General features: G+C 74.0%; 14 protein-coding genes. 4 read left to right on the forward strand and 10 right to left on the reverse strand.

What is annotated here, in order from left to right:
• Positions 1 to 70: 70 nt before the first annotated feature.
• The gene (locus tag JOE38_RS09830) at positions 71 to 1,555 is read right to left on the reverse strand and encodes a DUF2079 domain-containing protein (RefSeq protein WP_204576103.1); all 1,485 of its coding nucleotides are present in this window, start codon (positions 1,553 to 1,555) and stop codon (positions 71 to 73) included.
• A 107-nt stretch (positions 1,556 to 1,662) separates the two neighbouring features.
• On the reverse strand, positions 1,663 to 2,094 hold the full coding sequence (locus JOE38_RS09835) for a DUF5997 family protein (protein WP_094127217.1): 432 nt from the start codon (positions 2,092 to 2,094) through the stop codon (positions 1,663 to 1,665).
• Between the two features lie 103 nt (positions 2,095 to 2,197).
• On the opposite strand from JOE38_RS09835, the gene JOE38_RS09840 reads away from it, so the two are divergent.
• A complete protein-coding gene (locus JOE38_RS09840; RefSeq protein ID WP_204576104.1) occupies positions 2,198 to 3,214 on the forward strand; it encodes a LysR substrate-binding domain-containing protein in 1,017 nt (338 codons plus the stop codon).
• Between the two features lie 45 nt (positions 3,215 to 3,259).
• Here the strand turns inward: JOE38_RS09840 and JOE38_RS09845 are convergent, their stop codons facing one another.
• Positions 3,260 to 3,991, reverse strand: a complete 732-nt coding sequence (locus tag JOE38_RS09845; protein ID WP_204576105.1) for a hypothetical protein — start codon at positions 3,989 to 3,991, stop codon at positions 3,260 to 3,262.
• Between the two features lie 149 nt (positions 3,992 to 4,140).
• Between JOE38_RS09845 and JOE38_RS09850 the strand changes: the two genes are divergently transcribed.
• On the forward strand, positions 4,141 to 4,461 hold the full coding sequence (locus JOE38_RS09850; RefSeq protein ID WP_204576106.1) for a hypothetical protein: 321 nt from the start codon (positions 4,141 to 4,143) through the stop codon (positions 4,459 to 4,461).
• Between the two features lie 25 nt (positions 4,462 to 4,486).
• Here the strand turns inward: JOE38_RS09850 and JOE38_RS09855 are convergent, their stop codons facing one another.
• Genes JOE38_RS09855 through JOE38_RS09875 form a run of 5 tightly spaced genes read right to left on the reverse strand, consistent with a single transcriptional unit; the run spans position 4,487 to position 9,797 of the window.
• Positions 4,487 to 5,383, reverse strand: a complete 897-nt coding sequence (locus JOE38_RS09855) for a prenyltransferase (protein ID WP_204576107.1) — start codon at positions 5,381 to 5,383, stop codon at positions 4,487 to 4,489.
• Positions 5,376 to 5,744 (reverse strand): lycopene cyclase domain-containing protein, encoded by a 369-nt coding sequence (locus JOE38_RS09860; protein WP_204576108.1) that lies wholly within the window; start codon positions 5,742 to 5,744, stop codon positions 5,376 to 5,378. The genes JOE38_RS09855 and JOE38_RS09860 overlap by 8 nt, the downstream gene beginning before the upstream one ends.
• Positions 5,741 to 6,085, reverse strand: coding sequence for a lycopene cyclase domain-containing protein (locus JOE38_RS09865; RefSeq protein ID WP_045529955.1), 345 nt, complete (start codon positions 6,083 to 6,085; stop codon positions 5,741 to 5,743). Before JOE38_RS09865 ends, JOE38_RS09860 begins: the two co-directional genes overlap by 4 nt.
• Positions 6,085 to 8,730, reverse strand: coding sequence for a phytoene desaturase family protein (crtI, locus tag JOE38_RS09870; RefSeq protein WP_204576110.1), 2,646 nt, complete (start codon positions 8,728 to 8,730; stop codon positions 6,085 to 6,087). Before crtI ends, JOE38_RS09865 begins: the two co-directional genes overlap by 1 nt.
• On the reverse strand, positions 8,727 to 9,797 hold the full coding sequence (locus JOE38_RS09875) for a polyprenyl synthetase family protein (protein ID WP_227266735.1): 1,071 nt from the start codon (positions 9,795 to 9,797) through the stop codon (positions 8,727 to 8,729). The genes crtI and JOE38_RS09875 overlap by 4 nt, the downstream gene beginning before the upstream one ends.
• A 44-nt stretch (positions 9,798 to 9,841) precedes the next feature.
• Between JOE38_RS09875 and idi the strand changes: the two genes are divergently transcribed.
• Positions 9,842 to 10,408, forward strand: coding sequence for an isopentenyl-diphosphate Delta-isomerase (idi, locus tag JOE38_RS09880; protein ID WP_204576112.1), 567 nt, complete (start codon positions 9,842 to 9,844; stop codon positions 10,406 to 10,408).
• A gap of 73 nt (positions 10,409 to 10,481) precedes the next feature.
• On the opposite strand, the gene JOE38_RS09885 is transcribed toward idi, so the two are convergent.
• Positions 10,482 to 11,360 (reverse strand): patatin-like phospholipase family protein, encoded by an 879-nt coding sequence (locus tag JOE38_RS09885; RefSeq protein ID WP_204576114.1) that lies wholly within the window; start codon positions 11,358 to 11,360, stop codon positions 10,482 to 10,484.
• Positions 11,361 to 11,489: 129 nt separating this feature from the next.
• A complete protein-coding gene (locus JOE38_RS09890) occupies positions 11,490 to 12,053 on the reverse strand; it encodes a MarR family transcriptional regulator (protein ID WP_204576117.1) in 564 nt (187 codons plus the stop codon).
• A 77-nt stretch (positions 12,054 to 12,130) separates the two neighbouring features.
• Between JOE38_RS09890 and JOE38_RS09895 the strand changes: the two genes are divergently transcribed.
• The gene (locus JOE38_RS09895) at positions 12,131 to 14,203 is read left to right on the forward strand and encodes an MMPL family transporter (RefSeq protein ID WP_204576119.1); all 2,073 of its coding nucleotides are present in this window, start codon (positions 12,131 to 12,133) and stop codon (positions 14,201 to 14,203) included.

The following is a 14,203-nucleotide window of genomic DNA, read 5'->3' on the forward strand; positions in this document are numbered from 1 at the left end:
GGCCGGGCGGCTCGGGGGAGCGCCCGGCCTCCGCGCGTGCGGGGGGCGTGCGGCTGGCGCGCCCGTCCGGCTACTGGATCCGCCTGGCCACCTGATACCCGGCGTCGGCGTAGACGATCTCGTAGGTCGTGCCCGCCTGCGTCGCCTCGCCGTACTGGTCCGCGTTGAGCGCGCCCTGGCCGAGGCCGCCGCCGAGGGTGTCGATCACGACGTACTGCGGCGCCGGGTTGCCCGGGTTGCCGAGCCAGAAGACCTCGTGGTCGTCGACGAGGTACGACATGAGGCCGATGTCGCTGAGGACGCTCGCGCCCGCCGGCACCTGGTCGAGCGCGGCCTGCGCCTGCGCGGCCCGCGGTGAGGGCTGCCAGATTGCCGGCTTCGTCAACTCCGCCATGGGCGAGCGGAAGAAGAGGGCGACCGCGGCGATCGCGAGCACCGGCACGGTCGCGCGCGACGCCATGGCGAGCCAGTGCTGCCGGCCCCGGCGCGCGCGCACGACGCCGTCGATCGCGGCGGCGAACACGATCGGCATGAGCACCGCGTCGTAGTGGTAGCCGGGCGCCCAGTACGCCTCGGTGGGCGAGAGGAAGCGCCAGGCGAGCGTCGGCACCACGAGGAGGAGCAGCGGCGAGCGCAGCGCGATGAGCGCGCCCGCGAGGATCAGGAAGGCGACCGTCTCGAGCTTCGGCGCGACGAACAGCCCCGCGATGGTGCCGAAGGGATCCGCGAGCGCGCTGCCCGCGTCGAGCTTCGACGCGTAGTCCCAGCGGGCCTCCCGGTTGAAGGCGGGCAGGATCACGGTGGTCGCGAGCACGAACCACGCGACGCCCCAGCCGGCGAGCGCGACGCCGATGCGGCGGTCCATCGTGAGGGCGATGATCGCGCCGAGCACCGCGACCGTGAGGCCGAGGTCCTCCTTCACGAACACGAGCGGCACGGCCCACGCCGCGGCGGCGAGCGCGCGGCGGGCGATCACGGCGTCGAGCGCGAAGGCCAGCAGCGGCAGGGCGAACGCGATCTCGTGGAACTGGAACGCGACCGCGCCCTGGATCCCCCAGCTGAGCCCGTACGCGGCGGCGACGACGATCGCGCCCCACCGCCCGACGACGCGGCCGGCCAGGCGGCCGACGCCGATGACCGAGGTCCCGATGAGGACGGCCTGCACCACGAGCAGCGCGAACGCGTGCGGCCAGACGGCGTAGACCGGGCCGAGCAGCACGAGGATCGGGTGGAAGTGGTCGCCCATGAGGTTGAAGCCGTCGCCCTTGATGGAGACGAGCGGCGCCTGGAGGCGCGAGTAGTCCTGCGCGAGCTGCGTGAAGATGCCGAGGTCCCACGACTTCACGGTGAAGCGGCGCCACTCGAGCGCCGAGTAGAGCACGTAGACGGCGGTGACGAGCGCGGCGACGACGATGACGCCGACCGTGCCGGGCACGCGGGATCCGGTGATCGGCGCGGGGAGGGCGCCCGCGGGATCCGGCTCGGTGGATCCGGCATCGGCGGATCCGGCATCGGCGGCGTGGCGGCGGTGGGCCGAGTCGTTCGTGCGGGTCACCGCATCAGGGTCTCACGCGCGGCCGGGATCGCGGCGGCGGGGTCCCCGGGATCATCCGCTCAGGGCCGGCCGCATCCCGGGCCGGACCCGGGCCTGTGCGGGTCGGCTCAGCGGCGCGAGCCGCCGGCACCCTCCTGGCGCTCGCGCTCGGCGGCCATGGCGGCGCGGCCGGCGTCGCGGTTCTTCACGCGGATCTGCTCCTCGCGCACCTCGGCCTGCGTCGCGCGCTCCTGCACGAGCCACTGCGGCGGGGCCTGCAGCAGCTCCTTGATCTGGGCGGTGGTGAGCGCCTCGTCGACGCCGCCGCGGGCGAGGCCGGCGATGGAGACGCCGAGCTTGCCGGCGATGACCTGGCGCGGGTGCGGGCCGTCGCGCAGCAGGGTGGCGAGCCACTCCGGCGGGTTCTCGTGCATCTCGGCGAGCTCCGCGCGGGACGGGGTCGACTCCTGGAACTCCACGGGGGTCGCCGGGAGGTGCACGCCCAGCTTCTTCGCCGCGGTCGCGGCCTTCATCGTCTGGCTGGATCCGGGGCTCGTCATGCCCCCAGGGTACCGTCGGGGCCCCGGGCGCCCTGCACTAGCCTGGATCCGACCCGCCGCCGCTCCGCGTGCCACCACCGTGCGGGCCATCGAGGGGACTCCCGTGGACGCCGATCCGACCGCCCTCCGGCACTTCGCCGCCGTCGCCGACGAGCTGCACTTCGCCCGCGCCGCGAAGGCCCTCAACGTCTCGCGCATCGCCGTGAGCCGCTCGATCCTCGACCTCGAGGCGCTCTGGGGCGTCGAGCTGTTCGTGCGCGACGACGGCCCCACGCGGCTCAGCCCCGCGGGCGAGGACCGGCTCGTCGAGGCCCGCGCCGCGATCGCCGCGGACGACGCGCGCCTGGCCGAGGAGGCAGCAGCGCCGCCGCGCGGTCTCGTCGTCGCGATCGTGCCGGGCGTCACCGTCGCGAAGTGGACCCGCGCCTGGGACGAGCGCGTCGCCGACGTGCCGCTGCGGGTCGTGCCGCTCGCGGAGCCGGACGCAGCTCCCGCCCTGGTCGACGGATCCGCGGACGTCGCGTTCCTCCGCCTCCCCGTCGACGGGCGCGGCCTCACGATCGTGCCGCTCTACGGCGAGGTGCAGGTCGCGATCCTGCCGAAGGAGCACGCGCACGCCGACGCCGACGCCGTCGCGATCGCCGACCTGGCGGACGACCTGCTCCTGCAGCCGGCCGAGCGGGTGCCGGGCTGGCCCGGGCGCACCGCGGGCGCGGATCCCGTCCCGATGCCCGACGACGTCGCCGCGGCCGTCGAGCTGGTCGCCGCGGGAGTCGGCTTCGTCGTCGTGCCGCACGCGCTCGGCCGGCTGCACGCGCGCAAGGACGTCGTCGCGGTGCCGGTGCACGACCTGCCGGAGACGCGGATCGCCGTGGCCTGGCGCGAGGGCGACGCCTCCCCCGACATCGAGGAGCTCGTGGGCATCGTCCGCGGGCGCACGGCCGCGAGCTCGCGCTCCTCCCGCGACGACGACGAGCGCGACCGCCGGAAGCCGACCGCCGCGCAGAAGACCGCGCGCAAGGCCGCGGGCAAGCCGGGCGCCGCGGGCGCGAAGAAGCCGACCGCGAAGGGCGGCGGCAAGCGCACTCCCCCGCCGCGCGGGCAGCGGCGCGGGCGCTAGGGACGCGAGCGGGCGGATCCGCCGGGCCCGGTCACGCGGGACGGGTCAGGCCGTGCCGCGCCCCGCCTGCAGGTCGGCGATCACGCGACCCACGTGCTCGCCCCAGCGGTGGTACATGGACGCGTAGCGGAACTCGCCGCCCTCGAAGTCGACGGGACCCGCGTCCGGCAGCTTGACCGACGCGACCTGCGGGAAGCGCGCGCAGACCTCGGCCTTGCGCTGCGAGAGGTACATCGCGTGATCGCGGAAGAGGCCCCGCACGAAGCCGCCCGCCTGCACGTACTGCGACACCTGCGGCACGTCCGAGACGAGCACGATCGAGTTGTCGGCGGTCTGCTCCACGAGGTGGTCGAGCAGGTCCTCGAGCCGGTGGACCCACGGGGTGATGCGCGCGAGCTCGAGCGCGTCGGCGACACCGGGCATCACGAGCACGACGTCGTAGCGGTGCAGCTCGGTGATCTGCCGCACGGCCTCCTGCGTGGCGGTGAGGTGCTGGTCGGCGAGCGGGACGGTGCGCCACTCGACGCCGCGACCGGTGATCGCGGCGAGCGCCTGCGCCGACTGCGCCGCGACGCCCTCCGCGTGGGTGCCGAGGCCCACGCCGGATCCGCCGATGCCGCCGAGCGCGAGGACGCGATCGGGATCCGGCCCCGGCACCACGCCGACGGGCGCGTCCGTGGGCACGGCCGCGGTCAGCGGGGTCGGGATGCCGCCGCGCAGGCCGGCCGCTACGAAGGGGCGCACCGTCTGGTGGAGGAGGCGGATCGGCGGTGACATGGGCTCCAGGGGTTCGCGGGGCGTCCGTCCGTCATGCGCAGAACGTGCGCTGACCATGCGCCGACCACCCCCGTGTCGGACGCACAGCCTATCGTCGTCCACGAGCGCGGCCGGGTGCTCGCGCCCCCGTCCCACCATCAGGAGCACCGATGATCCGCGAGCCCGAGCCCCTCGTCCACCACCCGCATGCCCGCTTCCACCAGGGCGCCTGGCGCGTGCAGGTCGCGTCGCAGCCCGTCCTCGGCTACGTCGTGCCCACCGTGCGCGCGGCCGGCGCGGATCCCGTCTTCGACGTCTACGCCGACGCGGTCGACGACTCCGGCCGCCGGGTGTGGGTGTCCACCGCGGTCACGCTAGAGGCCGCCGTCGCGTGGATGCGCGAGCACGACATGGAGCTGCTCTCCTTCGCGGGCGAGCACGCGCGTCGCCGCCGCGAGCTCGCCACGGGCATGATGCCGACCCACTACTGAGCGGGGCGGGGCGCCGCAGTCGGCGTCAGGGGTTCGTGAGCCAGTACGCGATGAGGAGCATCGTCACCACGAAGCCGGACAGGAAGTTGAGGCCGAGGAAGCGGCGCCAGCCGCGGTTGGCGGCTCCTGCGTCCTCGTCGCGGATCGACCAGAATGGCGCGGTGCTGAGGATGTACGGGATCACGAGCACGGCCGCGATGATCCCCGGGAAACCCGTGACGAGCATCGCGACCCCGGCCGCGGCGTACGCGAGCACGGCGATCCGCACGGTCACGGCACCGCCGAGCACGGTCGCGATGGAGGAGATGCCGCCCTCGCGGTCGGCCACGATGTCCTGCACGGCGCCGAACGCGTGCGACGCGACCCCCCACAGGAAGAACGCCGCGAGGATCGCCCACAGCGCGGGCGTGAACGCGCCGCCCGCGAGCACGATCCCGTAGACGGCAGGCGAGGTGAAGTGCGTGCTCGAGGTGAGCGAGTCGAGCACCGGCCGCTCCTTGAAGCGGAGCCCCTTGAGCGAGTACGCGACCACGGCGAAGACGCTCACGGCGAGCACGACGATGCTCGCCGCGGATCCCACGGCCACGAGGTAGACGAGGAACGGCACGTTCGTGACGAGCACCGCGATGAGCACCGGCCGGTGCATGGCGCGCGCCAGCACCGCGCCCTCCACGCCGCCCTTGCGCGGGTTCCGCATGTCGGACTCGTAGTCGAAGACGTCGTTGATCCCGTACATCGCGAGGTTGTACGGGATGAGGAAGTAGATCGTGCCGAGGACGGCCGTGAGGTCGAGCTCGCGCGTCACCGTGAGGTACGCGGCCGCGAACGGGAACGCCGTGTTCACCCAGGAGAGCGGGCGGGACGACAGCGCGATGGTGCGCAGCATCTCCGCGACACCCGGCCGCGCCCGCACGTCACTCATGCGCTTCGATGCCGGAGACGCTGCGGCGGCGGCGCAGCAGGTACCAGACGGCGGGCAGCAGCACGAGGGCGGCGATCGCGTAGGCGAAGTCCTCGATGGGCGCGTAGCCCAGGATGAGGCCGACGAGCTTGTCGGGGTCGTAGCTGACGAGGCCGACCCTGATCATGATGTTGTCGAAGATCAGGGTCATCACGAGCAGGATCGCGACGGGCATCCGCCGGTACCAGTAGTACTCGGGGTAGTCGAAGCGGCTGGATCCGTAGGGCACCGCGTTCGCCTCGCGCAGCAGCAGGCGGCGGAACAGGAACCCGACGACCGCGACGGGGAGCAGGAACAGCAGGTCGAGCACGAGGTAGCTCATCGGTTCGCGCGCTCCCTCGCCCGGGCGACGTGGTGGTCGGCGAGGCGGCTGAACCCGTTGACGAGGTTCATCGTGAGGTAGCAGAGCAGCGTGAGGAAGAAGACCTCCTCGAGCGGCAGCTCCGGGCCCACGAGGATCCCCGTCATGAACGGCGTCTCGCCGCGGAAGAAGATGCCCTGCGAGATGCCCGCGATGTCCCACAGCAGGAAGAACGCGACGCCGATGAGGAGCGTGCCCGCCGCCGCCGTGCGGTCGCGCCAGAAGAACAGGCGCCAGCGCCGGTCGATCAGCATCATGCAGCCCAGCGCCCCGAGCAGCAGCACCAGGTAGACGAGCCCCATCAGACCACCGGGCGGCCGACCGTGCGCACGAGCGGCACCGCGCCCGGGCCGGTCGACGTGTCGCCGCGGAGGCGCTTCACGAGGATCTCCGCGCTGATGAGGCACATGGGCAGGCCGATGCCGGGGATGGTGGATCCGCCGGCGTAGTGCAGCCCGTCGACCTTCTTGCTCGTGTTGCCGGCGCGGAACATGGCCGACTGCGAGAGCGTGTGGGCGGGCCCGAGGATGGTGCCCTTCCAGGAGTGCAGGTCGGCGGCGAAGTCGCCGGGGCCCGATGTGCGGCGGAGGACGATGCGCTCGGCGAGGTCGGGGATGCCGGCCCAGTCGCTGATCTGCTGGATGGCGCGGTCGGCGATCTCCTCGACGCGCGCGTCCCCGGCGCCGTCGACGCCGCCACGACCGATGGACGGGTCGGCGGGGATCGGCACGAGGATGAAGACGTTCTCGTGGCCCTCCGGTGCGACGGAGGGGTCGGTGGCGCTGGGCTTGCAGACGTAGATGCTCGCCGGATCCGGCACCGAGGTCGTGCCGCCCTTCGGCGGGAAGATGCGGGAGAAGTTCTCGTCCCAGTCCTCCGTGAACAGCAGCGTGTGGTGGTGCAGCTCGGGCAGGCCGCCCTTCACGCCGAGGTAGACGAGCACGGCGCCGGGACCGGCGGTGGCCTTGTCCCAGTACGACTGCGGGTAGGTGCGGAACGCCTCGGGGATGAGCTCGGTCTCGGTGTGGTGCAGGTCGGCGGTGGAGACGACCACGTCGGCCTCGAGCGTCTCGGTGCCGGCGTCGGTGGTGATCTGCACGCCGCGCGCCCGCGCCTTCCCGGCCTTCGTGGGCTCGGTGAGGATGCGCGAGACGGGCGCGCCCGTGCGGATCTCCACGCCCTCGGCCCGCGCGACCCGCTCGATCGCGTCGATGACGGTGATGAGGCCGCCCCGCGGGTAGAGCACGCCGTCCTCGAGGTCGAGGTGGCTCATCAGGTGGTACATGCTCGGCGCGAGCTTCGGCGAGGAGCCGAGGAAGACGGCCGGGTAGCCGAGGATCTGGCGGAGACGGCGGTCCTTCACGTACCGGGCCACGTGCGTCTCGAGCGGCGTGAGCAGCAGCTTGCCGAGCGTGCCCGTGCGGGTGACGACGTCGCGCTTCAGCAGCGGCCGGTAGTCGGCGAAGGTCGTGTAGAGGAAGCGCTTCTTCGCGACCTCGTAGACGTCCTTCGCGGAGTCGAGGTAGCGGGCCATCGCGGGGCGGGATCCGGGCTCGACGCTCTCGAACAGGTCGAGGTTGGCCTCGCGGGAGTCGCGGATGTCGATGGGATCGGGGTCGCCCTCGAAGAGCACGCGGTAGCCGGGGAGTCGCACGAGGTCGAGCTGCTCGGCGGCGCTCGTGCCCAACAGACGGAAGAAGTGGTCGAACACCTCGGGCATGAGGTACCAGCTGGGGCCGAGGTCGAAGCGGAAGCCGTCCTTCTCCCAGGAGCCGGCGCGCCCGCCGACCTCGTCGCGGCCCTCGACGAGGGTGACGCGGTAGCCGTCGCGGGCGAGGAGCGAGGCGGAGGCGAGGCCGGCGATCCCGCCGCCGATCACGATGGCGGTGGGTGCGGTCATGGCGCTCTCCTGCTGCTCGGGGTCGGACGGGGCGGGCTGGGTCGGGGTGGGGTCGGTCGGTGCGGGGCGGGCCGCGGGGGCAGGGCGCGCGGCGTGCACGCGGGGCGCGCGGGAGCGGCGCACGAGGCGGCCGTCGACGCCGGACGGCTCGGCGCCCGCGGCGGCGGCGAGCGCGATGCGGGCCTTGACGGGATCCGGCACCCGCACGCGCGTGCGCACGAGCTCCGAGGCGGGGGTGTCGCGCAGCCGCACGGCGAGCTCGGCGAACAGGCCCTGCGCGAGCGCGACGGCGCGGCGGCTGGATGCGGGGAGGTCGGGGATCACGGCGCCGGACATGCGGAGGTCGTGGTCGATGTCGTCGAGGATGCGCTCCTTGTCGGCCTCCGAGAAGGACCCGACATCGACGCCGGGGAAGTAGCTGCGGCCGAGCGCGCCGTGGTCGGCGGCGAGGTCGCGCAGGAAGTTGACCTTCTGGAACGCGGCGCCCAGGCGCTTGGCGCCCTCCTCGAAGCGGATCCGCTCGGGCCGCGTCGTGGCGTGGCCGACCAGGAACGCGCGCAGGCACATGAGGCCGACGACCTCGGCGGATCCGTAGACGTACTCCGTGAAGGACGCGGGCGTGTGCTCCATGCGGCGCAGGTCCATGCGCATGGACGCGAAGAACGGGGCGGTGAGCTCGGCGCCGAAGCCGGCCCGGCGGGCGGTGATCGCGAAGGCGTGCACCACGAGGTTGGTGCTGTAGCCGCGGAGCATGGCGTCCTCGGTCTCCTGCTCCAGCGCATCCAGCAGGGCCTCGACGTGCGCGGGATCCACCCCCGCACCGGCCGCGGCGCCGTCGACGATCTCGTCGGCCACGCGCACGAGCGCGTACACGTTCTCGATGTGCTGGCGCACGTCGGGGCCGAGGAGGCGCGACGCGAGCCCGAAGGAGGTGGAGTAGCGGCGGATGACGACGGAGGCCGTCTCCTGCGCCACGCGGTCGTACTTCTCGAGGCCGGTGGGCGCCTCGGGAGCGGCGGGCCGACGGCCGGGCAGGCGACGCGTCATCGGATGCGCCCGAGCACGGACTCCGCGACGGGAGCGAGCTCCCGGCGGAGCGCCTCCGGCACGACCGGGTCGTCGAGGCGCGCGACGGCGGCGACCGCGAGATCCCGCGCCACGCCCTCGGCATAGGCCCGGGCGCCCGAGCTCTCCAGCACCGAGCGGACGAGCGCCGCCTCGCCGCGGGAGAGGTCGTCCTTGCCGACGAGCGCGCTGATCTCGCCCCACTCCGACGAGCGGACGGCGTGCGCGATGAGCACGGTGCGCTTGCCCTCGCGCAGGTCGCCGAGGTTGGTCTTGCCGGTCTCCTGCTCGTCGCCGAAGACGCCGAGCACGTCGTCGACCACCTGGTAGGCGATGCCGATGTCCCGGCCGAAGTCGCCGAGCGCCGCGACGACCTCGGGTCGCGCGCCCGCGAGCACGGCACCCGCCTGCAGCGGCGCCTCGAACGAGTACACGGCGGTCTTGAGCCGCTCCATGCGGAGGATCTCGTCGACGCTCGGCACGTCCGCGGTGAGCGAGAACTCGACGTCGATGAGCTCGCCCGCGGCCGACGCGAACACGGCGTCGTCGAGGATCTCCATCAGGTGCGACCGGGTGAGGTCGCGCACGCCGCTCGCGTCGATGAGGCGGTAGGCGTTGACGAGGGCCAGATCCCCCGCGATGACGGCGGCGGACATGCCGCGGTGCTCGGCGAGCGGCTGGGGCAGGCCCTGCGTGGTGGCGATGTCGCGGTAGGCGCCGGAGACGTTGGGGCCGCCGCGCCGGGTGAAGTCGCGGTCGATGACGTCGTCGTGGACGATGAGCGCGGTGTGGAGCATCTCGAAGGCGGCGCCGACGTGGGCCGCGGCCTGCACGTCCTGGCCGCCGAGGCCGTCGTACGCGGCCATGACCATGCGCGGACGGAAGCGCTTGCCGCCCGCCGTGTTCGACTCGAGCGTGCGCCACAGCTTCACGTACTCATCGCCCATGACCTCGGCGCGGACGAGCGAGCGGGCGAAGAACGCGTCCAGCACGCCGTTCACATGGGCCTGCCTCGATGTGGAGACGGCAGCGAGGTTGGTGGCGTCCACGGATGAAACCTAACATCGAGGGGGTAACGGAAAGCAGGGAGCGCATGTCACAGCACACCGAGCTCGTCGTCCTCCTGGACGACGACGGCGAGACCATCGGGACGGCGCCCAAGGCGACGGTCCACACCCGCGACACCGCGCTGCACCTCGCGTTCTCGTGCCACGTCTTCGACGCGGAGGGGCGGATCCTCGTCACGCGCCGCGCCATCGGCAAGCTCACGTGGCCCGGCGTCTGGACCAACTCGTTCTGCGGCCACCCCGCGCCCGGCGAGGACATGCTCGAGGCCGTGCACCGCCGCGCCGAGCAGGAGCTCGGGCTGACGCTCGCGTCGGTCGAGCTCGTGCTGCCGGACTTCCGCTACCGCGCGACCGACGCCGCGGGCGTCGTGGAGAACGAGATCTGCCCGGTGTTCCGCGCCGTCGCGGCGACGCCGGTGGATCCGCGGCCCGAGGAGGTCGGCGAGTACCAGTGGGTGGATCCCGAGCAGCTCATCCCCGCGGTCGCCCACACGCCGTGGGCCTTCAGCCCGTGGCTCACGCTGCAGCTGCCGCTGCTCTACCCGGAGCACGCGGCGCACGCCGGGCTCGCGGACGCGGTGCCGGCCGCCTGACCCGCACCACCCGGACGACGAGGGGCCCGGCCGCGATGCGCGGCCGGGCCCCTCGTCGTGGTGCGGGCCGGGATCAGCCCCAGAAGGCGCGGACCTCGTCGGCGACGCGCTCGGCCTGGCGGCGGCCCGCCTCGGCGGAGGCCGTGCGGGTCGAGAGCAGGAGCGAGTTCTCGCCGAAGGCGGCCGTGCTCTCGGCGTCGGCCTGGATCACGAGCACGTCGGCCCGGCCGCGCAGCTGCTGCACGACGGTCGAGAGCGTCGGGCCCATGCCGCTCTGCGGGGCCTCGGGGCCGCACGCGACGACGAGGATCCGCTCGTGGTCGGCGACGACGTCGGCGTTCGTGCCGGAGCGCATGCCGCCGTCCATGTAGGGGCGGCCGTCGATGGTGACGGGCGGGAAGACGCCTGGCACGGCGCAGCTCGCGGCGGACGCGCGCACGAGGTCGGCGCCGGAGGCCTTGTCGAAGACGGTGAAGCGGCCGGTGCCGGCGTCGACCGCGGTGATGCGGAGATCCTGCTCGGGCCAGTCGCGGATGGGCAGCAGCTGGCCGATGCGCTCGACGCTCGCCGCGTCGTCCGCCTCGGGGTCGTACTCCTCGAGCGCGAACTCGCCGATCCGCTGCCGGGTCGGGATCTCGCCCTCCGTGCTCGCGACGCCCTCGCCGATGACCTCGACGGTGCGCGCGAGGTCGCGGCTCCCCATCGGCTCGGCCATGCCGGCCACGTCGACGAAGTGCTCGTCGTACGCGGCGTCGATGGCGCCCGCGCGCAGGTTGATCGCCACGACGGATCCGGCCGAGGTGCCGACGACCGTGTCGGCCGCGCCGAGGTCGACGCCCGCCGCGAGGAGGCCCGAGAGGAGTCCCGTCTCCCACGCGATCCCGGCGACGCCGCCGCCGCCGAGGACCAGTCCCCGCGTCGGCGTGGTCGTGTCCCGCTCGGTGCCGGTCATGGTCCTCCTCTTCCGCGCGCCCGGAGGCACGCGTGCGCGTCGTGGTGGTGGTTGATGCGGACCCATCATCCCCGAACACGGTGGACGCCGGCCGAGCGCGGGATGCACGCGCGGTGGACGGGCTCCGGATCAGCGCGCGGCGGGCGGATCCGCGACGGACGCGGATCCGGCGGGGCCCGCGGGGCCGTCGGCCGCCTCCCGGTAGACCTCCCGCACCTCCCCGAGGAACCGCGTCACGGCGGCGCGCTCCTCGGCGGTGAGGGCGTCGGCGGCGCGCGCGACCCCGCCGATCATGGGCATCAGCTCGGCCATGGCCCGGCCGACGGAGGCCGGCCGCGGGACGACGACGACGCGGCGGCGGTCGTGCGGGTGCGGGCGCCGGTCGACGTGGCCGACCTCGACGAGCCGGTCCACCACGAGCGTGGCGGCCGCGGTGGTGACCCCGAGGCGGCCCGCGAGCTCGGTGGGCGACAGCGACCCCTCCTGGATGAGGTGCTCCATCGCCTTCATGTCGGTGGGGTTCACCTCGAGCACGCCGCCGAGGCGGCGCTCGAACCCGGCGGCGAGGCCCAGCACGTCACGGAGGATCCGGCCGAGCTCGCCGGCCTCGCCCGCCTCGACGGGGACGCCGGCGCCCGGTGCGGGGAGGGCGACGGGCGCGTCCGCATCGGGGCGGGGACGGCGTCGGGGCATGCGGGCATCGTACGCCGCGGGTAGCTAAGCCGCTTGATCATCAGTAGGCTGACGATCACCGCACCCCTGGAGGACCCGTGAGATCCATCGCCCGATTCGTCAGCGCCCGCCGCACCGCCTGGCTGGCGCTCGTCATCGCGGCGGCCGCCGTGGCCGCCCTGTTCGCCTTCCTGCCGAAGGGCGAGGCCGACGCGTTCCCGCCCTCCGGCCTGCCGGACTCGAGCCAGGCGAAGCAGGTGAGCGAGCTGCTCGAGCGGTTCCCGAGCGCCGACACGACGGTCGGGATCCTCGTCTTCAGCCGGGACGGCGCCGCGCTCACGGACGCCGACACCGCCGCGATCGCGCAGCGCGCCGCGGCACTGGCCGCCGACTCGACCGCCCCGCAGGCGGTCGTCCCGCAGCTCAGCGACGACGGGCGCGCGGCGCTCGTCGCGGTGCCGCTCGACGCGTCGGAGGCCGCCGACGACGTCGCCGGGACGGCTGCGACCCTCCGCACCACGGCCGCGGACGGCCTGCCGGACGGGCTCGTCGCGCAGCTGACCGGCCCGGTCGGGTTCCAGGCCGACATCTCGAACGCGTTCGCGGGCGCCGACTTCCGGCTCCTGCTCGTGACGGTGCTGGTGGTCGCGGTGCTGCTCATCGTCACGTACCGCAGCCCCGTGCTCTGGATCGTGCCGCTCGTCGTGGTCGGCGCCGCCGACGGCCTCGCCCGCGTGGTCGTCACGGCCCTCGCGGATCCGCTCGGCATCACCATCGACGCCTCCATCGGCGGGATCCTCTCGGTGCTGGTCTTCGGCGCCGGCACGAACTACGCGCTGCTGCTCGTCGCGCGCTACCGGGAGGAGCTGACGCGCCAGGAGGACCGCCACGCGGCCATGCTCACGGCGGTCACGAGCGCGGGACCCGCCATCGCGGCGAGCGGCGGCACGGTCGCGCTCAGCCTCATCACGCTGCTGCTCGCCGAGCTCTCCGGCAACCGCGCGCTCGGGTTCGCGTGCGCGATCGGCGTGCTCATCGCGATCGCCGCCGCCCTGCTCGTGCTGCCCGCGTCGCTCGTGGTCTGCGGGCGCGGGCTCTTCTGGCCGTTCATCCCGCGCGCCGGCACCGACGCCGACCACGGCGGGAAGCCGGGCGTCTGGCGGCGGCTCGGCCTCCGGGTCCGGCGTCGCCCCGCGGTCGTGGCCGTCGTCGCCCTCGCGGGCGTCGGCGTGCTCGCGCTCGGCCTCGTCGGCGCGCGGGTCGGCCTGTCGCAGACGGACCAGCTGCTCGGCGACCCGGAGTCGGTCGCGGCCCAGGAGGTCGTCGACGCCTCGTTCTCCGCCGGCCTCACGGCGCAGACGGTCGTGCTCGCGCCGGACGCGGTGGCCGCCGACGCGGTCGCCACGGCCGAGTCCGTGGCCGGCGTCGTGAGCGCCCGGGCGGGCGAGTCGGCGGAGGGCCGCACGCGCATCGACGTGCAGCTCGACGCCGAGCCCGAGAGCGCGGCGGCCTTCGCGGCCGTGCAGGATCTCCGCGACGCCTACGCCGACGCGCCGGGTGCCGAGTCCACGACGCTCGTCGGCGGCAGCGACGCGACCGCCGCCGACACCGCCGCGTCGTCCGCACGCGACCAGGGGCTGATCATCCCGATCATCCTGGCCATCGTGTTCGTGATCCTCGGCCTGCTCCTGCGCTCGCTCGTGGCCCCGGTGCTCCTCATCGCGAGCGTGCTGGCGACCTTCTTCGCGAGCCTCGGCGCCGCGAACGTCCTGTTCCAGCAGGTGCTCGGCTTCCCCGCGTTCGACGCGAACGTGGTGCTGTTCGCGTTCCTCTTCCTGGTGGCGCTGGGCGTCGACTACAACATCTTCCTCGTGACCCGGGCGCGCGAGGAGCGGCGCCTGCACGGCACGCGCGAGGGCATGGTGCGGGCGCTCGCGTCGACGGGCGGCGTGATCACGAGCGCGGGCATCCTGCTCGCCGCGGTCTTCGCGGTGCTCGGCGTGCTGCCCGTGGTGGCGCTCACGCAGATCGGCGTCATCGTCTGCATCGGCGTGCTGCTGGACACGCTCGTGGTGCGGACGCTGCTCGTGCCGGCGCTCGTCTTCCTGCTGGGCGACCGGTTCTGGTGGCCGACGCGCCGCCTCGGACGCCATGAGGCGGCGGACGCGTGA

This window comes from Clavibacter michiganensis, from assembly GCF_016907085.1.
Lineage (GTDB): Bacteria > Actinomycetota > Actinomycetes > Actinomycetales > Microbacteriaceae > Clavibacter > Clavibacter michiganensis_O.

Excerpts from the sequence above, each read along its gene's own strand:
- JOE38_RS09835 (WP_094127217.1), bottom strand. The coding sequence starts at position 2,094 with ATGACGAGCCCCGGATCCAGCCAGACGATGAAGGCCGCGACCGCGGCG.
- JOE38_RS09845 (WP_204576105.1), bottom strand. The coding sequence starts at position 3,991 with ATGTCACCGCCGATCCGCCTCCTCCACCAGACGGTGCGCCCCTTCGTA.
- JOE38_RS09850 (WP_204576106.1), top strand. The coding sequence starts at position 4,141 with ATGATCCGCGAGCCCGAGCCCCTCGTCCACCACCCGCATGCCCGCTTC.
- JOE38_RS09855 (WP_204576107.1), bottom strand. The coding sequence starts at position 5,383 with ATGAGTGACGTGCGGGCGCGGCCGGGTGTCGCGGAGATGCTGCGCACC.
- JOE38_RS09860 (WP_204576108.1), bottom strand. The coding sequence starts at position 5,744 with ATGAGCTACCTCGTGCTCGACCTGCTGTTCCTGCTCCCCGTCGCGGTC.
- JOE38_RS09865 (WP_045529955.1), bottom strand. The coding sequence starts at position 6,085 with ATGGGGCTCGTCTACCTGGTGCTGCTGCTCGGGGCGCTGGGCTGCATG.
- crtI (WP_204576110.1), bottom strand. The coding sequence starts at position 8,730 with ATGACGCGTCGCCTGCCCGGCCGTCGGCCCGCCGCTCCCGAGGCGCCC.
- idi (WP_204576112.1), top strand. The coding sequence starts at position 9,842 with ATGTCACAGCACACCGAGCTCGTCGTCCTCCTGGACGACGACGGCGAG.
- JOE38_RS09885 (WP_204576114.1), bottom strand. The coding sequence starts at position 11,360 with ATGACCGGCACCGAGCGGGACACGACCACGCCGACGCGGGGACTGGTC.
- JOE38_RS09890 (WP_204576117.1), bottom strand. The coding sequence starts at position 12,053 with ATGCCCCGACGCCGTCCCCGCCCCGATGCGGACGCGCCCGTCGCCCTC.